The following is an 18,080-nucleotide window of genomic DNA, read 5'->3' as shown; positions in this document are numbered from 1 at the left end:
ACGGCTCACGATCCCGCGTTGACGGTGGACAGGATGACGGCGGCGATCGCGAGGACGGCCGAGCCGGCGAGCAGCGCGCCGAGGTAGGTCTGCACATTGCCGGTCTGGGCGCGCCGGACGAGCCATCCGAGCCAGTTGCTGCCGGTGCCCGCACCGCGGACGTAGGTGTCGACGACCTCGCGGTCGAGGAAGCGCACCAGTACGGCGGCGGCCTGGACGGGCCGGACGAACAGCGCGCGGTAGACGGCATCCAGATGGAAGCCGGTGGCCGCCGCTCCGTGCAGCGGGCCGAGCAGCAAGCGGCCCGGGTCGGACGGGTCGGGGGCGGATGCGATGTCGCCGTAAGCGGGGGTGTGGGTCGCGACGGCCTCGGCCTCGGAGACCGCGGGAGCCGCGTCGGGGTGGGCGGCGACGGCACCCATGGGCGTGCGGGCGGGGCCCCGGCGGTACTGCAGCGCGCGCCAGGCGGCATAGGTGATCAGTCCTCCGACCAGCGCGACTCCCGTGCCGAGGACGGCGGTTGTCACGGTCGGGGTGAGGCTGTGTCCGTCGAACCAGTCGTCGAAGTAGCCGACCGTGAGACCGAAACCGAGAGAGGGGACCGCCAGCAGCCAGAGCACGGCGTTCATGGAGAGGGGTTCGCGGCCGTGGTCGGGAGCTGCGGCTCCGCGACCGTGGAAGGCGAGCAGCCACAGACGCATCGCGTACGCGGCGGTGAGAAGGGCCGTCACCAGGCCGGCGACGAGGACCGTCCAGCCCGCGCCGACGGGGGCGACGTCCGAGTCTCCGAGCGCGGTGTGCTCGGCGGCCACGAGGACGGCCTCCTTGGAGAAGAAGCCGGCGAAGGGAGGGATTGCGGCAAGTGCCAGCAGGGCGACCGTCATCGTCCAGTAGGCATCGGGGATGCGCTTGGGCAGGCCGGTCATCCGGGACATGGCGGCAAGGGAGTTGGTGCCGGCGGCATGGATGACCACGCCTGCGGCGAGGAAGAGCAGCGCCTTGAACGCACCGTGCGCAATGAGATGGAAGACGGCCGCGCCTCGGTCTCCGACGGCCAGGGCGCCCGACATGTAGCCGAGTTGGCCGATGGTCGAGTAGGCGAGGACGCGCTTGATGTCGTCCTGGGCAAGGGCCGCGAGGCCCGAACCGATCATGGTGACGGCGGCCATGACGGCAAGGACGGTGAGGGCGGCGGCCGAAGCCGCGAAGACGGGAAGGAGACGGGCGACGAAGTAGATACCGGCGGCGACCATGGTCGCCGCGTGGATCAGCGCGGAGACGGGTGTGGGGCCCGCCATCGCGTCGGGCAGCCAGGTGTGCAGCGGGAACTGCGCCGACTTGCCCGCCACACCCGCGAGGAGCAGCAGCGCCACCAGAGTCGGGTGGTCGAGGCCACCGGCCGCCACGGAACCGAGGATTCCGGTGATCCGGAACGTGCCGGCGTCGGCGGCGAGCGCGAACAGGCCGATCAGAAAGGGGACATCGCCGAGCTTGGTGACCAGGAAGGCCTTGAGGGAAGCGGCGCGGGCCTCGGGCGTCTCCCAATAGTGGCCCACGAGGAAGTACGAGCAGATGCCCATGATCTCCCAGCCGACCAGGAGCACCATCAAGTCGCCGGAGTACACGACGAGCAGCATCGCGGAGGTGAAGAGGGAGACGAGAGCGGCGTACGAGGGGTAACGCGGGTCGTCGCGCAGATAGCCCGTCGAATAGATCTGCACACAGGTCGCGACGAAGCCGACGAGGACGGCGACCAGGACCGCGAAGCCGTCCAGGTGCAGCGCGAGGTCGATGGGGACCGAACCCGTGGGCGTGAGCTGGGTCGAGGCGTCGATCGCCTTGCCCCCGCCCTGGCGGACCGCGACCACCACGGCGAGCGCGAACGCGGTCAGGGTGGGCAGGACCGCGAGTGGCCGGACGAATCCGGGGGCGGTGCGACCGAGCAGCAGTCCGGCCGCCGCGCCGAGAAAGGGGAGAAGAGGGACGAGGACGGCGAGGGTCGTGGTCGTCACGCGGTGGCCTCAGCCTTCTGCGCCGAAGCGGTGGCGTCAGGTTCGTCAAAACTGCCGTCGTGGCCTTCGGCGGTGTCGCGGAGCCTGTCGACGTCCGAGGATCCGCGGTTGCGGTAGACCATCAGGACGATCGCCAGGCCGATGCCGATCTCTGCGGCTGCGATGGCGATGGTGAAAAGGGTGAGCGCCTGTCCGGCGTGCACGGTGTCGCGCAGCCAGACGTCGAAGGCGACGAGGTTGAGATTGACCGCGTTGAGCATCAGCTCGACGGACATCAGGACCAGGATGGCGTTGCGCCTGGCGAGCACGCCGTACAGGCCGACGCAGAAGAGGAGGACGGCGAGCACGGCGGGATAGGCGAGGTGCATCAGCTCTCCCCCTGGGGGTCCTTGGAGCCCTTGCGGGACAGGACGATGGCGCCGACGAGCGCGGCGAGCAACAGGACGGAAAGCGCCTCGAAGGGCAGCACCCAGTGCCGGAAGAGGTATTCGCCGGACACTTTGGTGGAGCCCTGCGCGGGTCCGTCCAGGTTGATCCAGGTGGCGCGGAAGGCGTCCACGACCACCCAGACCAGGGCGGCCGCGGCGACGCCCGCGACGGCCAGAGCCACGTAGCGATTGCCCGAATCGGCGTCCGGGGAGCGGCCGATGGGCGCCTTGGTGAGCATCAGCCCGAAGAGAAGGAGGACGACGACGGAACCGACGTAGATGAGGACCTGCACCCAGGCGATGAACTCGGCGGTCAGCAGCAGGTATTCGACGGCCAGGCCGCCGAGCGCCACCACCAGCCAGAGCGCGGCGTGTACCAGCTGCCTGGTGGTGACCGTGATGACGGCCGCGCCGAGGGTGGCGAGGCCGACGAGCAGGAAGGCGATCTCGACGCCGGTCGGCGAGAGAAAGCCCTGAGGTGCGGCGGCGAGCATCATGCCGTGCCTCCTTCACCCGGGGGCGGCGACGCGGGACGCTCCGGGGCCGGGGAGCCCGGGGCAGCGTCGCCCGCCTGTGCCTGCTCCCCTGCCTGGGCCTGCTCCTGCGCCTGTGCCGCGGCGAGCTTCTCGGCGGCCTTGCGGGCCGCCGCGATCTCCTTCGGCTCCTCCGCACCCGGGTCGAGGGCGGGCGGTGCGGGCACCGTCCACATCCACTCGCGGAGCTTGTCCCGCTCATGAGTGAGTTCGCGGATGTCGGTCTCGGCGTACTCGAACTCCGGTGACCAGAACAGCGCGTCGAAAGGACACACCTCGATGCAGATACCGCAGTACATGCAGAGCGAGAAGTCGATCGCGAAGCGGTCGAGGACGTTGCGGCTGCGCTCCCGGCCACCCGGGGTGGCGGCAGGCACCGTCTCCTTGTGGGAGTCGATGTAGATGCACCAGTCGGGGCACTCACGGGCGCAGAGCATGCAGACCGTGCAGTTCTCCTCGAACAGCCCGATCACACCGCGGGAGCGCGGCGGGAGTTCGGGCTGCGCGTCCGGGTACTGGTGGGTGACCGTCTTCTTGGTCATCGTCCGCAGCGTGACCGCCAGGCCCTTGGCGAGGCCGGATCCGGGAATCGGCGGCATTACTGGATCACCACCTTCACGATGCCGGTGAGAGCGATCTGGGCGAGAGCGAGCGGGACGAGCGTCGTCCAGGCGAGCTTCTGCAACTGGTCCTCGCGCATCCGGGGATAGGTGACGCGCAGCCAGATGACGACGAACGCGAGCACACCGGTCTTGAGCAGGGTCCACACCCAGCCGAGCCCGTCGGCGCCCATCGGGCCGTGCCAGCCCCCGAGAAACAGGACGGTGGTCAGGCCGCAGAGCACGACGATGCCCGCGTACTCGGCGAGCAGGAACAGCGCGAACCGCAGCCCTGTGTACTCGGTGTAGGCGCCGAAGATGATCTCGGAATCGGCGACCGGCATGTCGAAGGGCGGGCGCTGGAGTTCGGCGAGTCCGGCGATGAAGAAGACGAGAGCGCCCACGATCTGCCAGGGCAGCCACCACCACTCGAAGGCGTTGAGGATGCCGGGCAGCGAGACCGTGCCGGCCGCCATGGCAACGGAGGCGGCGGTGAGCAGCATGGGCAGTTCGTACGCCAGCAGTTGCGCCGCGGTCCGCAGACCGCCGAGAAGAGAGAACTTGTTGGCGGACGCCCAGCCCGCCATCAGCGAGCCGAGTACGCCGACGCCCATCACGGCGAGCACGAAGAAGATGCCCGCGTCGACGACCTCACCGACCGCGCCCTCGCTCGGGCCGATCGGGATGGCGACCAGGACGAGCAGGTACGGGAGCAGGGCGACGGCGGGGGCGAGCTGGAAGATGCGGCGGTCGGCGTTGGCCGGGACCACGTCCTCCTTCTGCGCGAACTTCACGCCGTCCGCGACCAGCTGGGCCCAGCCGTGGAACCCACCCGCGTACATGGGGCCGAGGCGGCCCTGCATATGGGCCATCACCTTGTGCTCGGTCTGCCCGATGACGAGGGGAAGGACGAGGAAGACGGCGAAGACGACGAGCAGCCGGAAGGCGACGTCGAGAGCGTCGTTCACGCGGGGTCGCCTCCGGCGGTCTCATGGGGCCCGCCCTTGGGCCTGTCCGGGGGGCGGGGGGTACGGGTGTCGTCGTTGCTGTCGGACGGGTAGTGGGACGGAGTGTCGGACGGGGTGTCGGGCTCGGCGGCGGCGCTGTCGCCGGGGCTGTCGTCCGCGGAATCCGTGCGGGGCGGGGTGTCCGTGCCGGTCTCTGTGTCCGTGCCGGTCTCTGTGTCTGTGTCCGTGCCGGAGTCGCGGTCCGGGACCGGCTCGGGGCCCGTACTGGACTCGGGGCCCGTACTGGACTCCGGGCCCGTAGCCGGCTCGGGCGCTGGGGCGGGTCCGGAGCCCGCGCCCGCGTCCGTGGTGGCTTCCGCACCCGCGTCCGGCTCCTCGAACGCCGGGCGGGCGTGGTGCCACGGGGCGTCGGAGCTACCGGCGCGCCGGGGCTCGGTCTCTTTGGAAGCCGCTTCATCGGCCGGTGCGGTGGTGGTCGGCCGGGTCCCTGCCGCAGCTGCTTCGGGCGCGGAGGGCTCAGCCACCGGAGTCTCGGCCGCCGGGTCCCGGGGCGCCTCCTGGGGTCGGCTCGCCACGTCTTCGCCCGCGCTCCGGTCCCGGCGCGGCGGCGCGCTCGCAGCACCCTCCGCCTCCGGGGGCGTGGTCGCTCCCGCAGCCGCCTGACTCACGGAGCCCTCGCTCACACTGCGGGAACGACGGGCGGGAGCACCCTCTCCGCCGCCCGCCTGGCTCGCCGAGCCCTCGCTCACGCTGCGCGAACGGCGTGCGGGAGCACCCTCTGCGGCCGTCTGGCTCGCCGAGCCCTCCCCCGCCGTACGGATGCGACGGGCCGGACGGTCCGTCGCTCCGGCCGCGGCGCCTGCCGGGGCTCCGGCGGCGCCTGCCGCTCGGGGCGTACGGGCCGGGCGGCTCGGGGCGGGCGGGAGTTGGCCCTTGAGCGGGCCCCACTCGTTGGGGTCGGGCACGCCCGGCGGGAGCATCTGGCGACGCTTGGGGCCGCCGTGCTCCGACTCCCCCGGCTCCTTCGCTCCCGGCCAGGCCTTCGCGACCCGGGCGGCCAGGACGAAGTCCTTGCGCAGCGGATGGCCCTCGAACTCCTCCGGCAGAAGCAGCGGCACGAGATGCGGGTGGCCGGTGAAGTTCACGCCGAACATCTCGTGGGTCTCGCGCTCGTGCCAGGCCGCTCCCGCGTACACGGTCACGGCGGAGGCTAGTACGGGCTCCTCGTGCGGGACCGTCGTCCGCAGCAGCAGCCGGCGGACCCGGCCGCCCTCCAGCGAGACCACGTGCGCGCAGACCCGGAAGCCGGTGCCGGGCTCGTCGACCGCGCTCAGCCAGTCGAAGTAGGTGCAGGCCAGCTGCGTACGGGCGATCTCCAGGGACGGGATCCAGGACGCCGCGGGGACATCGACCGTGAGCAGTTCGTACGCCAGCTCGGCCGTGGCCTCCTCGCCGAAGACCTCCGTTACGGCGTCGGGCAGACGGTCGTATGCGGTCACCGGTCGCCTCCCGGCGCGGCCGGCGGGGTCACCAGCGGGCTGCGCAGCTCGCCCGCGGAGGGGCGGGCGGTCCCGTAGCGCTCGCCGAGCGACTCCCGTGCGATCTTCTCCTGGAGCTTGAGGATCCCCTGGAGCAGTGCCTCGGGCCGCGGCGGGCAGCCGGGCACGTAGACGTCGACCGGGATGATCTGGTCGACGCCCTTGGTCACGGAGTAGGAATCCCAGTACGGGCCGCCGCAGTTGGAGCAGGCGCCGAAGGAGATGACGTACTTGGGCTCCGGCATCTGCTCGTAGAGCCGCTTGACCGCGGGCGCCATCTTGTCGGTGACCGTGCCGGAGACGACCATCAGGTCCGCCTGCCGCGGGCCGGGCGCGAACGGGATCACCCCGAGGCGGATGAAGTCGTGCCGGGCCATCGACGCGGCGATGAACTCGATCGCGCAGCAGGCGAGTCCGAAGTTGAAGACCCACAGGCTGTAGCGGCGGCCCCAGTTGAGGACCACCTTCATCGGTTCGGGCGCCAGCCGGGACAGAACGCCCAGTCGGCGGGGCTCCGGCAGCAGCTCCGTATCCGCGGGCGCGGCCGGGTGCGAGGTGGGGGTCGGGGTCACGTCCATGTCAGGACGTCCTTCTTCCATGCGTAGAGCAGTCCCACAGCCAGGAAGCCGAGGAAGATGAACATCTCCACGAGCGTCGTCGCGCCGTATCCCGCCGCCGCGAACACTGTGGCCCAGGGGAAGAGGAAGATCGAGTCGACGGCGAAGATCACGTGCAGGAAGGCGTACACGTAGTAACGGACCTGGGTGTGCGCCCAGCCCTCGCCGACGGGGTCGACGCCGCATTCGTACGTCAGCAGTTTCTCCGGCGTGGGCACCACCGGCCTCAGCAGCCGGCCCGCTCCGAAGGCGACGGCGACGAACAGCACGCCGATCACCGCGAGCAGTCCGACGACCGAATAGCTCTCGAAGTAGTCCGCCGCGAGCACGGCCACGGTCGGTTCCGGCACGTCCGCCCCTCGCTCCCTGACGTCGTTGGCGATCTGATCGACGATCTGTATGCACGGGAGTCTAGGCCTGCTAAAGGGACCGTAAGAAGTCGCGTCGCGCATCGGGTGGGGTTATCCCTACTTCATCCCACCCATCCACCCCATGGCGCGCGGCGGCGCGGCCCGGCAGGCTGGCCCGTATGACCGTGAGCAGCACCGCATCCGACCATGACCGGCCGCCACCCGCGCAATTCGCGTTCGGCAGTCACACCTGGAAGGAGATCGCGCATCTCCTCTGCAATCTGCCGGTGTCGCTGGTCGGCTTCGTCTACGTGACGTTGCTGATCTTCAACGGTGTGCTGTTGTCGGTCACGGTCGTCGGCCTCCCGCTGCTCGCCCTCGGCCTCATGGGGGCGCGCGGACTCGGCAGGGCGGAGCGCGCGCGGACGCGGGCGCTGCTCGGCGTACGGATCGACGAGCCGAGCGGGTTGTCGGGGATGCACCGCAGTGGCGGGATGTTCCCCCGCCTGTGGGCGACCCTCAAGGACCCGGTCGCCTGGCGCACGGTGCTGTACTGCTTCATCCGGCTGCCGTGGGGGGTCCTCACCTTCTCCACCACGCTGGTCAGCCTGTTCGTCCTGTGGCCGCTACTGCCCTTCATCGCGCGCGGACTCGCCAACGCCGACCGTGCGATGGCGCGGGGCCTTCTCTCGCCGTCCGACGAACTGGAGCAGCGGATCGCCGAGTTGGAGTCCGACCGCGGGGTCGTCGTGGACACCGCCGCAGCCGATCTCCGCCGTATCGAACGCGACCTCCACGACGGCGCCCAGGCCCGGCTGGTCGCCCTCGCCATGGGCCTCGGGCTCGCCAAGGAGAAGCTCAGCGGCGACGAATTGGACAGGACGGCGGCCGCGGCGATGGTCGACGAGGCGCACGGCGAGGTGAAGCTCGCCCTCCAGGAGCTGCGCGACCTGGCCCGCGGCATCCACCCCGCGGTCCTGACCGACCGCGGCCTCGACGCCGCGCTCTCCTCCGTCGCCTCCCGCTGTACGGCACCGGTGAAGGTGACGGTGGACCTCCTGGAACGGCCGGCCGAGGCGATCGAGGGCATCGCGTACTTCACCGTGTCCGAACTGCTGCAGAACGTCAGCAAGCACGCGCAGGCCAAGAGCGTGACGGTGGATGTCTGGCGCACGCGGGACCGCCTGCTGATCCAGGTCACGGACGACGGCAAGGGCGGTGCGCGCCTGGACGGCGGTACGGGGATGTCGGGGCTCGCGGAGCGGCTGGGGGCGGTGGACGGGCTGTTCGTCCTGGAGTCGCCGGTAGGGGGACCGACAACGGTGACGGTGGAGGTGCCGTGGCGTTCACGCACGCCGCACTGAGGGTGATCGCACCTGCCCGGGGTGAGTTTCTGCGGGGAGGGCGCCGCACTCCCCGTGCTTGCGGCAGCTTCGCGCCGCGGGGCGACGCCTGAGGGTTGCGGGTCCCGGCAGCCGGGTGACCGTGCCTGTTCGGCTACGGGGCTGCGCCCCACGCCTCGTGCGTGTGGTCGCTCCTCGCCGCTGAGCTGACCGCACTTGTTCAGTGCAGGTGGAAGGAACGGGTGTGGGGCCGCCGCCCCACCCCCGGCTCGCGGCAGCTTCGCGCCGCGGCGGCTGACGGTGCCTGTCAGGCACTGGCCCGGCTGGCCTGCGCCAGCCTCGCGCATCGAACTGCATGTGGCTGCGCCCACGCCGCCGAGGCATGGCGGTTCGCGCCGCGGGGGATGGGACCACACCCGTCAGGCACGGGTAGGAGAGGGCTTTCCCTTGGGCTGACGCCTCGGCTGGCGCGCGAATCCCGTCCCGCTGCCGAACAGGCTCGGCTTCGTGTGTGCCCGCACCGCAACGGGCCACGACCTCGACCGCCGCCAGGGAGCGTGCAGGGTCGGCCCCGCAGGGGATCGGCGGCAACACCCAGGTGCTCAATGCAAGGAACCTGTACGCCGCCGACCCCGAGGAGTCGAGCCCGGAGGGCCCCCGGACCCGACGCCGGACAAGAACCCGAGGCCCAAGCACCCGGACCCGCCACCGGACAAGACCCCGAAGTCCAAGCACCCAGCCCCCGGACCCGACGCCGGACAAGCACCCCGCACCGCACAGGCGCCCGACGCCGCAAGCACCCGCCCGCGCACCCGACGCCCCAAGCCCCCCCCGGTTCATGGTGGGGAAAACCCCCCACCCAAGAGGGCAACCCCCCTCATGGTGCCCGGCCGCCCGTCGCCGCAGGCTTGGTCTCATGACAGCCCGTAGCGCAGAACGGACGACGCCGATGGCCACGGATTACCGACCGGAGCAGCCGCACGACCGGTACGACACGCGGGACCACAGCCTTCCCGCGGCCCTGCGTGCGCCCCTCGAAGGTCGCACCTGGCGCGAGTTCGGGTACCTGATGCTGAGTCTGCCGATCAGCATCATCTTCTTCACCTTCGCCATCGTGACGCTCTCGCTCGGCGCCGGACTGCTGGTCACCTTCCTCGGCATCCCGGTCCTCGCCGCCGGCCTGGCCGGCTGCCGTGCCTTCGGCGCGCTGGAACGGACCCGTGCCCGTTCGCTGCTCCGCCTCGACGTGGACAACCCCGAGCCGGTCCGCCCCCGGACCAACGGGCTGATGTCGTGGGTCGGCGCCGTCCTCAAGAGCGGTACGTCCTGGCGGCACCTGCTCTACGCGGTCGTGCACTTCCCGTGGGCGGTCACCGCGTTCTCCGTCGCGTTCACCTGCTGGGTCATGGGCTGGTCCCTGCTGCTGTACCCGCTGTGGCAGTGGACCTTCCCCGCGTACCTCGACCAGCCGGGCATCTCGCTCTACGGCGACAGCACCGGCACCCAGTTCTACCTCGACACCTCCTTCGAGATCGGCATGACCGCCGCCGCGGGCCTGGTCGTCGTCATGGCGACCGCGTGGCTGATCCGCGGCCTCGCGTACGTCGACCGGCTGATGATCGGCGGGCTGCTCGGTCCGTCCCGCCTGGCCACGCGGGTCGTCGAGCTGGAGTCGGACCGGGGCGTCGTCGTGGATACCGCCGCGGCCGATCTGCGGCGCATCGAACGCGATCTGCACGACGGCGCCCAGGCCCGGCTGGTCGCCCTCGCCATGGACCTGGGTCTGGCCAAGGAGAAGCTGAACGAGGACCCGGAGGCCGCGGCCCGCATGGTGGGCGAGGCACACGGCGAGGTGAAGACGGCGTTGCAGGAGCTGCGGGACCTGGCGCGCGGTATCCACCCGGCGGTCCTGACGGACCGCGGCCTGGACGCGGCCCTGTCGGCCGTCGCGTCCCGCTGCACCGTCCCGGTGGCCGTCGACGTGGACCTGGCGTCCCGACCGGCCCCGGCGATCGAGGGGATCGCGTACTTCACCGTGTCCGAGCTGCTTCAGAACGTCAGCAAGCACGCTCGGGCCCGTCGGGCCTCCGTGGACGTCTGGCGGTCCGAGGACCGGCTGATGCTTCAGGTCACGGACGACGGCACGGGCGGCGCGGACCTCAGCGCTGGCAGCGGCCTGGCGGGACTCGCCGAACGGCTGGACGCGGTCGACGGAATTCTGGCCCTGGACTCACCGCCCGGAGGCCCGACCACGGTGACGGCGGAGCTGCCCTGGCGCGGCTGACACGCCACACGGGCCGCCCCACCCCCGTACCGCCGCTGCCCTTCCCGTACGACCCCGGCGCACCGTGCCCACAGCCCACTCCGAGACTCGCCAAGACCTCCAGAGCTCCAAGACCTACGAGACCCGCACCCCCGCCCGCTCAACGCCCCACCCCCGTTTGCCGTCTATTCCCAGAGGCCGGCCGCAGTGCGGAGCCAATACTGCGATGCTGGTGAACACAGGGGTGGAAGCGGATCGACAGGGGGGCTTCAGGGCAGTGGAGGACAGAGTGCGGGTCGTCATCGCCGAGGATTCAGTGCTGCTGCGGGAGGGCCTGACCCGGTTGCTGACCGACCGCGGGCACGACGTCGTGGCCGGCGTGGGCGACGCGGAGGCGCTGCTCAAGACGATCGGAGACCTGGCCGCGCAGGAGCAGCTGCCGGACGTGGTGGTCGCCGACGTACGGATGCCGCCGACGCACACGGACGAGGGCGTCCGGGCGGCGGTGCGGCTGCGCAAGGACTACCCGGGGATCGGGGTGCTGGTGCTCTCCCAGTACGTGGAGGAGCAGTACGCCACCGAACTTCTGGCGGGGAGCAGCCGCGGAGTGGGCTATCTGCTGAAAGACCGGGTAGCCGAAGTGCGCGAGTTCGTGGACGCCGTGGTGCGGGTGGCCCGGGGCGGTACGGCACTGGATCCCGAGGTCGTGGCCCAGTTGCTGGGCCGCAGCCGCAAGCAGGACGTGCTGGCCGGTCTCACCCCCCGTGAGCGGGAGGTTCTCGGTCTGATGGCCGAGGGCCGGACGAATTCGGCGGTGGCCAAGCAGCTGGTGGTGAGTGACGGAGCGGTCGAGAAGCACGTCAGCAACATCTTCCTGAAGCTCGGGCTGTCCCCGAGCGACGGGGATCATCGGCGTGTTCTGGCGGTGCTGACCTACTTGAACTCATAATCGTCTGACACTCTGTCAGGTATTGAGTGGGGCTCCAGCCCCAGAACCGAACATTGAGCGGGGAGCGTCTCACCACACGCAATCGGGGGCGAACGCATGAAGGCACACGAGGGCACCACGGCGTCTCACACGGACGTCCGAAATGTGAGCGGTCCGAGGAAGGCCACCCTCACGGTCGTAGGGTGTCAGGTGGGACGGCCGGTGGGCCGGCCGGGCCCGAGCAGCCGCCTCGAGGGAGGTTCAGTTCAGTGACCAGCCAGGTCAGTAGCCCAGCCGAGAATGCCGATGAGGCCGACGAGGGCGATACGACGCTCGTCGGCGGGCAGCGGGTGCCCGCGGAGCCGAAGGAAGTCCGCCGACTGGACCGGGTCATCATCCGCTTCGCGGGTGACTCGGGCGACGGCATGCAGCTCACGGGTGATCGTTTCACCTCGGAGACGGCGACCTTCGGGAACGACCTCTCCACGCTGCCGAACTTCCCCGCCGAGATCCGGGCGCCTGCCGGCACCCTCCCCGGCGTCTCCAGCTTCCAGCTCCATTTCGCCGATCACGACATCCTCACCCCCGGCGACGCGCCGAACGTGCTGGTCGCGATGAATCCGGCCGCGCTGAAGGCCAACATCGCCGACGTGCCGCGCGGCGGCGACATCATCGTCAACACCGACGAATTCGCCAAGCGGGCCATGGCCAAGGTCGGCTACGCCACCTCCCCGCTGGAGGACGGCTCGCTGGACGGCTTCCACGTCCACCCCGTGCCGCTGACGACCCTGACCATCGAGGCGCTCAAGGACTTCGGTCTCCCCCGCAAGGAGGCCGAGCGCTCGAAGAACATGTTCGCGCTCGGGCTGCTGTCCTGGATGTACAACCGTCCCACCGAGGGCACCGAGAAATTCCTGCGGAGCAAGTTCGCCAAGAAGCCGCAGATCGCCGACGCGAACATCGCGGCCTTCCGTGCCGGGTGGAATTTCGGCGAGACGACCGAGGACTTCGCCGTCTCCTACGAGGTCGCCCCGGCGAGCACCGCCTTCCCGGCCGGCACCTACCGCAACATCTCCGGGAACCTCGCCCTGTCCTACGGGCTCATCGCCGCCGGCAAGCAGGCGGACCTGCCGCTCTACCTGGGCTCGTACCCCATCACCCCCGCCTCCGACATCCTGCACGAGCTGTCGAAGCACAAGAACTTCGGTGTGCGGACCTTCCAGGCCGAGGACGAGATCGCGGGCATCGGGGCGGCGCTGGGCGCGGCCTTCGGCGGCGCGCTCGCCGTGACCACCACCTCCGGCCCCGGTGTGGCGCTCAAGTCGGAGACGATCGGTCTCGCGGTCTCCCTGGAACTGCCTCTGCTCGTGGTGGACATCCAGCGGGGCGGCCCCTCGACCGGTCTGCCGACCAAGACCGAGCAGGCGGACCTGCTCCAGGCCATGTTCGGCCGCAACGGCGAGGCGCCGGTGCCGATCGTGGCACCCCGCACCCCCGCGGACTGCTTCGACGCGGCCCTGGACGCGGCACGGATCGCCCTGGCCTACCGCACCCCCGTCTTCCTGCTCAGCGACGGCTACCTCGCCAACGGCTCGGAGCCGTGGCGGATCCCCGACATCGATGAACTCCCCGACCTGCGGGTGCAGTTCGCGACCGGCCCGAACCACGAGCTGGCGGACGGTACGGAGGTGTTCTGGCCGTACAAGCGTGATCCGCAGACCCTCGCGCGTCCCTGGGCGGTTCCGGGGACGCCCGGACTCGAGCACCGGATCGGCGGCATCGAGAAGCAGGACGGCACCGGCAACATCTCCTACGATCCCGCCAACCACGACCTGATGGTCCGCACCCGCCAGGCCAAGATCGACGGCATCGAGGTGCCCGACATCGAGGTCGACAACCCGGACGAGGCGACCACGCTGGTGCTGGGCTGGGGTTCGACGTACGGACCGATCACCGCCGCCGTACGGCGTCTGCGGGCCGCGGGCATTCCCATCGCCCAGGCCCACCTGCGCCATCTCAACCCGTTCCCGCGGAATCTCGGGGACGTGCTGGGGCGTTATACGAAGGTAGTGGTACCGGAGATGAACCTCGGCCAGCTCGCCACCCTGATCCGGGCGAGGTATCTGGTCGACGCGCAGAGCTACAACCAGGTCAACGGCATGCCGTTCAAGGCCGAGCAGCTGGCCACGGCTCTCAAGGAGGCCATCAATGACTGAGACGGTGTCCGGTCTTCTCTCCCTGGTTCCCAAGGCCGAAGCCAAGCAGTCCATGAAGGACTTCAAGTCCGATCAGGAAGTGCGCTGGTGCCCCGGCTGCGGTGACTACGCGATCCTCGCCGCCGTGCAGGGCTTCATGCCCGAACTGGGTCTGGCGAAGGAGAACATCGTCTTCGTCTCGGGGATCGGCTGCTCCTCCCGCTTCCCGTACTACATGAACACCTACGGGATGCACTCCATCCACGGCCGCGCGCCCGCGATCGCCACCGGGCTCGCGTCCTCGCGGCGGGACCTGAGCGTCTGGGTCGTCACCGGTGACGGAGACGCGCTCTCCATCGGCGGAAACCACCTGATCCACGCGCTGCGCCGCAATGTGAACCTGAAGATCCTGCTCTTCAACAACCGGATCTACGGCCTCACCAAGGGCCAGTACAGCCCCACGTCCGAGGTCGGCAAGATCACCAAGTCGACGCCGATGGGTTCGCTCGACGCGCCCTTCAACCCGGTGTCACTGGCGATCGGCGCCGAGGCCTCCTTCGTGGCCCTCACCGTCGACTCCGACCGCAAGCACCTGACCGAGGTGCTGCGCCAGGCCGCCGACCATCAGGGCACGGCGCTGGTGGAGATCTACCAGAACTGCAACATCTTCAACGACGGCGCCTTCGAGGCCCTCAAGGACAAGCAGCAGGCCGAGGAGGCGGTCATCCGCCTCGAACACGGCCGGCCGATCCTCTTCGGCACCGACAACTCCAAGGGCGTCGTACGGGATCCGGCGACCGGGGACCTCACGGTGGTCGAGGTGACGCCCGCGAACGAGTCGCAGGTCCTCGTCCACGACGCGCACGCCACCAGCCCGACCACGGCGTTCGCGCTGTCCCGGCTGGCCGACCCGGACACGCTGCACCACACGCCCATCGGCGTGCTGCGCAGCGTCGAACGGCCGGTCTACGACACGCTGATGTCGGACCAGCTCGACACGGCGATCGAGAGGGACGGCAAGGGGGACCTGAGCGCGCTGCTGGCGGGCAACGACACCTGGACCGTCGGGGGCTGACACGGGTCTGCGGAGGGGTCGGGGTCGTTGAGGCCCCGGTCCCTCTTGCTGTTCGCCGGGCCTGCCGTACTTGTTGATGCCGGGCCGCCGGTGTCCGGGTGGGCGGGCGGTGGTGGGCGCCCCGAGCCGACCACCGTGGATGTCCCCGTGCTCGTAGGCCGGGGGTGTGCCGACACCGTGGACGCCCCCGTGCCCGGCAGGCTCGGGCTCGTCGGTGCCGGGCTCGTCAGGCCGGCTCCGCCATGAGCGAGGCCTTCGCCTCGTCGTACTCGGCGCGGGCCCGCTCGACCGCTTCGAGCCGCCGTTCCGTCCAGCGCGCCAGCGCCCACACCTGTTCGGCGGCCTCCCTGCCCATCTCGGTGAGCGTGTAGTCCACGCGCGGCGGAATGACGGGCTTGGCGTCGCGGTGCACGAACCCGTCGCGTTCCAGGGTCTGCAGCGTCTGCGCGAGCATCTTCTCGCTGACACCGCCCACGGTCCGCCGCAGCTCGCTGAAGCGGTACGAGCGCTCCAGCAGCGCGGCCAGGACAAGGACTCCCCAGCGGCTGGTGACGTGCTCCAGGACGATGCGGGAGGGGCACATCTTGTCGTTCACATCGGGCGTCCAGCTTACGTTCATGCCAGTACCTTACTTCAAAGTGGGTACTTTCGCTTGGTTAGTACCCACCCTAGGGTGAGCGAGCAGGCTGACGCACCCTACGAACGGAAACAACCATGAGCATCGTCGTCACCGGAGCCACGGGATCCCTCGGCCGACTCGTCATTGACGAGTTGCTGACGAAAACCCCGGCAGCGGGAGTGGTCGCCGTCGTCCGCGACAAGGAGAAGGCCGCGGACCTCGCCGCGCGAGGCGTGGAGCTGCGGATCGCCGACTACGACGAGCCCGGGACGCTCGCCGAAGCCTTCCGTGCGGGCGACCGGGTCCTGCTGATCTCCGGCAACGAGGTGGGCAGGCGCGTTCCGCAGCACACCGCCGCGATCGAGGCGGCGAAGGCGGCGGGCGTCGCGCAGCTCGCGTACACCGGGATCCTCGGCGGGCCCGCCGCCGACTTCCTGCTGGCCGCCGAGCACAAGGTCACCGAGCAGCTGATCCTCGACTCGGGTCTGCCGTACACCTTCCTGCGCAACGGCTGGTACACCGAGAACTACACCGAGCAGCTCGCGCCCGTCCTCGCGCACGACGCCGTCGTCGCGAGCGCCGGCGCGGGCCGGGTCGCCTCCGCCTCCCGAGCCGACTACGCCGCCGCGGCCGCCGCGGTGCTGACCGGCGAGGGGCACCTCGGGCAGGCGTACGAGCTGAGCGGGGACGTCGCGTGGTCCTTCACCGAGTACGCGGCGGAGCTGTCCGCGCAGAGCGGGCGCACCATCGTCTACAACGACGTCCCGGCCGCAGCGCATCTGGAGATCCTGACCGGGGCGGGGGTGCCCGCGCCGTTCGCCGAGATCCTCGTCGACGTCGACGCGGCGGTGAGCCGTGGGCTGCTCGCCACGACGAGCGGCGATCTGTCGCGTCTCGCCGGGCGTCCGACGACGCCGCTGGCGGACTCGGTCAGGGCGGCGCTGGCAGCGGTCTGAGGCGGCAGGCGCGGGCTGTTCCGGGGTTGTTGTAGGTGGGCGCCACGTCGTTCCGGGTGACCGCCGCGTCGTACTGGCGCCCCTCTCCCTCACCCCTCGATTCGTCATGACCGTATGGCGATACGGGCATGACAGGCCCGGCCTGCGGCGCGTACCTTTCGACGAGGTGCAGCGCGCAGGGCAGGAGGGGCAGTGACGTCGGACGGTGAACAGCGGGCAGGCCTGCTGTACGGGATCGGGGCCTACGGGATGTGGGGCCTGGTCCCCCTCTTCTGGCCGCTGCTGAAGCCCTCGGGCGCGGCGGAGATCCTCGCCCACCGCATGGTGTGGTCGCTGGCCGTCGTGGCCGTCGCTCTGCTGGTGGTGAGGCGTTGGGGATGGGTACGGGAGCTGATCCGCGACCCCCGGAAACTCGCGCTGATCACCGTCGCCGCGGCGGTCATCACCGTCAACTGGGGCGTCTACATCTGGGCCGTGAACTCCGGCCACGTCGTCGAGGCGTCCCTCGGCTACTTCATCAACCCGCTGGTCACCATCGCGATGGGCGTCCTGCTGCTGAAGGAACGGCTGCGGCGCGCGCAGTGGGTGGCGGTCGGCACCGGGTTCGCGGCGGTGCTGGTGCTGGCGATCGGGTACGGGCAGCCGCCGTGGATCTCGCTGACGCTGGCGTTCTCGTTCGCGACGTATGGGCTGGCGAAGAAGAAGGTCAACATCGGGGGGCTGGAGTCGCTGGCGGCCGAGACCGCGATCCAGTTCCTGCCGGCGCTCGGGTTTCTGCTGTGGCTCGGCGCGGACGGGGCGGCGACGTTCGGGGCGCACGGGATGGGGCACGCGGCGCTCCTGGCCGCGACGGGTGTGGTGACGGCGGCGCCGTTGGTGTGCTTCGGCGCGGCGGCGATCCGGGTCCCGCTGTCGACGCTGGGCCTGCTGCAGTACCTGGCGCCGATCTTCCAGTTCCTGCTGGGGATCCTGTACTTCCACGAGGCGATGCCGGTGGAGAGGTGGGCCGGGTTCGGGCTGGTGTGGCTGGCGCTGAGCTGCTTGACGTGGGATGCGTTGAGGACGGCGAGGAGGACCCGGGCGGAGGCGGCGAGGCTGTCGAGGGAGGCGGCGCTGAGCAGGGTGGCGGGGGTTGCTCCGGCGGCGGTCGTGACGTCGGCTTCGGATCCGGTGAAGCCGACGTCTTGAGGCGCTTGGGCGTTGGGGTCGTTGTGCGCTGTCGGGGGGCGGGTGCTTGCGCCTCGGGTTCTTGTCCGGGGGCGGGTCCGGGGGTCGGTGAGGTGCTTGGGGCTCGGGTGCTTGTCCGGCGTCGGGTCCCGGGGCCGGGTGAGGTGCTTGCGCCTCGGGTACTTGTCCCGCGTCGGGTCCGGGGGCTCTCCGGGCTCGACTCCTCGGGGTCGGCTGCCCACAGCCGCATTGCATTGATCACCCGGGTCCTGCCACCGATCCCCTGCGGGGCCGACCCTGCACGCCCCCTCCCAGGCGGTCGAGCACGTGCCCGTACGTGCGGCTGCCGGGTGCTTGCGCCTCGGGTACTTGTCCCGCGTCGGGTCCGGGGGCCCTCCGGGCTCGACTCCTCGGGGTCGGCTGCCCACAGCCGCATTGCATTGATCACCCGGGTCCTGCCACCGATCCCCTGCGGGGCCGACCCTGCAC

Annotated in this window: 16 protein-coding genes; 7 read left to right on the top strand and 9 right to left on the bottom strand. The window is 70.6% G+C overall.

Annotation, left to right across the window (positions count from 1 at the left end; all coding sequences use genetic code 11):
* Nucleotides 1-5: 5 nt before the first annotated feature.
* The 8 genes from ABTX78_RS06205 to ABTX78_RS06170 are packed head-to-tail and all read right to left on the bottom strand — an operon-like array spanning nucleotide 6 to nucleotide 7,045.
* Nucleotides 6-2,012 carry an NADH-quinone oxidoreductase subunit 5 family protein gene (locus ABTX78_RS06205; protein ID WP_352205651.1) on the bottom strand — a complete coding sequence of 669 codons (2,007 nt, stop codon included), beginning with the start codon at nucleotides 2,010-2,012 and terminating at the stop codon, nucleotides 6-8.
* Nucleotides 2,009-2,380 (bottom strand): NADH-quinone oxidoreductase subunit NuoK, encoded by a 372-nt coding sequence (nuoK, locus tag ABTX78_RS06200; protein WP_352205650.1) that lies wholly within the window; start codon nucleotides 2,378-2,380, stop codon nucleotides 2,009-2,011. Before nuoK ends, ABTX78_RS06205 begins: the two co-directional genes overlap by 4 nt.
* The gene (locus ABTX78_RS06195; RefSeq protein ID WP_352205649.1) at nucleotides 2,380-2,937 is read right to left on the bottom strand and encodes an NADH-quinone oxidoreductase subunit J family protein; all 558 of its coding nucleotides are present in this window, start codon (nucleotides 2,935-2,937) and stop codon (nucleotides 2,380-2,382) included. Before ABTX78_RS06195 ends, nuoK begins: the two co-directional genes overlap by 1 nt.
* Entirely contained in the window at nucleotides 2,934-3,572 is a 639-nt protein-coding gene (locus ABTX78_RS06190; protein ID WP_352205648.1) for a NuoI/complex I 23 kDa subunit family protein, read from the bottom strand. Before ABTX78_RS06190 ends, ABTX78_RS06195 begins: the two co-directional genes overlap by 4 nt.
* The gene (locus ABTX78_RS06185; protein ID WP_313944727.1) at nucleotides 3,572-4,540 is read right to left on the bottom strand and encodes a complex I subunit 1/NuoH family protein; all 969 of its coding nucleotides are present in this window, start codon (nucleotides 4,538-4,540) and stop codon (nucleotides 3,572-3,574) included. The genes ABTX78_RS06190 and ABTX78_RS06185 overlap by 1 nt, the downstream gene beginning before the upstream one ends.
* A complete protein-coding gene (locus ABTX78_RS06180) occupies nucleotides 4,537-6,039 on the bottom strand; it encodes an NADH-quinone oxidoreductase subunit C (RefSeq protein ID WP_352205647.1) in 1,503 nt (500 codons plus the stop codon). Before ABTX78_RS06180 ends, ABTX78_RS06185 begins: the two co-directional genes overlap by 4 nt.
* On the bottom strand, nucleotides 6,036-6,656 hold the full coding sequence (locus ABTX78_RS06175; protein ID WP_352205646.1) for an NADH-quinone oxidoreductase subunit B: 621 nt from the start codon (nucleotides 6,654-6,656) through the stop codon (nucleotides 6,036-6,038). Before ABTX78_RS06175 ends, ABTX78_RS06180 begins: the two co-directional genes overlap by 4 nt.
* Nucleotides 6,647-7,045: an NADH-quinone oxidoreductase subunit A gene (locus ABTX78_RS06170; protein WP_352205645.1), complete on the bottom strand. Its 399-nt coding sequence runs from the start codon at nucleotides 7,043-7,045 to the stop codon at nucleotides 6,647-6,649. The genes ABTX78_RS06175 and ABTX78_RS06170 overlap by 10 nt, the downstream gene beginning before the upstream one ends.
* A gap of 179 nt (nucleotides 7,046-7,224) precedes the next feature.
* Between ABTX78_RS06170 and ABTX78_RS06165 the strand changes: the two genes are divergently transcribed.
* The 5 genes from ABTX78_RS06165 (at nucleotide 7,225) to ABTX78_RS06145 (ending at nucleotide 14,849) form a co-directional block, all read left to right on the top strand.
* Nucleotides 7,225-8,409, top strand: coding sequence for a sensor histidine kinase (locus ABTX78_RS06165; RefSeq protein ID WP_352205644.1), 1,185 nt, complete (start codon nucleotides 7,225-7,227; stop codon nucleotides 8,407-8,409).
* A 928-nt stretch (nucleotides 8,410-9,337) separates the two neighbouring features.
* A complete protein-coding gene (locus tag ABTX78_RS06160) occupies nucleotides 9,338-10,672 on the top strand; it encodes a sensor histidine kinase (RefSeq protein WP_352205882.1) in 1,335 nt (444 codons plus the stop codon).
* Nucleotides 10,673-10,940: 268 nt separating this feature from the next.
* Complete coding sequence (locus ABTX78_RS06155) at nucleotides 10,941-11,600, top strand: response regulator (protein ID WP_352205881.1); 660 nt, start codon at nucleotides 10,941-10,943, stop codon at nucleotides 11,598-11,600.
* Nucleotides 11,601-11,848: 248 nt separating this feature from the next.
* On the top strand, nucleotides 11,849-13,795 hold the full coding sequence (locus ABTX78_RS06150; protein WP_352205643.1) for a 2-oxoacid:acceptor oxidoreductase subunit alpha: 1,947 nt from the start codon (nucleotides 11,849-11,851) through the stop codon (nucleotides 13,793-13,795).
* Nucleotides 13,788-14,849, top strand: a complete 1,062-nt coding sequence (locus ABTX78_RS06145; protein ID WP_352205642.1) for a 2-oxoacid:ferredoxin oxidoreductase subunit beta — start codon at nucleotides 13,788-13,790, stop codon at nucleotides 14,847-14,849. Before ABTX78_RS06150 ends, ABTX78_RS06145 begins: the two co-directional genes overlap by 8 nt.
* A 226-nt stretch (nucleotides 14,850-15,075) precedes the next feature.
* Here the strand turns inward: ABTX78_RS06145 and ABTX78_RS06140 are convergent, their stop codons facing one another.
* Nucleotides 15,076-15,468, bottom strand: a complete 393-nt coding sequence (locus tag ABTX78_RS06140; RefSeq protein ID WP_352205641.1) for a winged helix-turn-helix transcriptional regulator — start codon at nucleotides 15,466-15,468, stop codon at nucleotides 15,076-15,078.
* Nucleotides 15,469-15,563: 95 nt separating this feature from the next.
* Here ABTX78_RS06140 and ABTX78_RS06135 point away from each other — a divergent pair, with 95 nt between their 5' ends.
* Nucleotides 15,564-16,424: an SDR family oxidoreductase gene (locus ABTX78_RS06135; protein ID WP_352205640.1), complete on the top strand. Its 861-nt coding sequence runs from the start codon at nucleotides 15,564-15,566 to the stop codon at nucleotides 16,422-16,424.
* Nucleotides 16,425-16,616: 192 nt separating this feature from the next.
* A complete protein-coding gene (gene rarD / locus ABTX78_RS06130; protein WP_352205639.1) occupies nucleotides 16,617-17,612 on the top strand; it encodes an EamA family transporter RarD in 996 nt (331 codons plus the stop codon).
* The last annotated feature ends 468 nt before the right edge of the window (nucleotides 17,613-18,080 follow it).

Origin of the sequence: Streptomyces sp. NPDC096193 (assembly GCF_040302905.1) — a bacterium.
In the GTDB taxonomy this organism is placed as follows: Bacteria; Actinomycetota; Actinomycetes; order Streptomycetales; family Streptomycetaceae; genus Streptomyces.
This window is presented reverse-complemented; position numbering and strand designations above follow the sequence as displayed.

Bases quoted from the DNA above. Each gene is read 5' to 3' on its own strand.
- ABTX78_RS06190 (WP_352205648.1), bottom strand. From the start codon at position 3,572: ATGCCGCCGATTCCCGGATCCGGCCTCGCCAAGGGCCTGGCGGTCACG.
- ABTX78_RS06160 (WP_352205882.1), top strand. From the start codon at position 9,338: ATGGCCACGGATTACCGACCGGAGCAGCCGCACGACCGGTACGACACG.
- ABTX78_RS06165 (WP_352205644.1), top strand. From the start codon at position 7,225: ATGACCGTGAGCAGCACCGCATCCGACCATGACCGGCCGCCACCCGCG.
- ABTX78_RS06175 (WP_352205646.1), bottom strand. From the start codon at position 6,656: ATGGACGTGACCCCGACCCCCACCTCGCACCCGGCCGCGCCCGCGGAT.
- ABTX78_RS06195 (WP_352205649.1), bottom strand. From the start codon at position 2,937: ATGATGCTCGCCGCCGCACCTCAGGGCTTTCTCTCGCCGACCGGCGTC.
- ABTX78_RS06145 (WP_352205642.1), top strand. From the start codon at position 13,788: ATGACTGAGACGGTGTCCGGTCTTCTCTCCCTGGTTCCCAAGGCCGAA.
- ABTX78_RS06140 (WP_352205641.1), bottom strand. From the start codon at position 15,468: ATGAACGTAAGCTGGACGCCCGATGTGAACGACAAGATGTGCCCCTCC.
- nuoK (WP_352205650.1), bottom strand. From the start codon at position 2,380: ATGCACCTCGCCTATCCCGCCGTGCTCGCCGTCCTCCTCTTCTGCGTC.
- ABTX78_RS06135 (WP_352205640.1), top strand. From the start codon at position 15,564: ATGAGCATCGTCGTCACCGGAGCCACGGGATCCCTCGGCCGACTCGTC.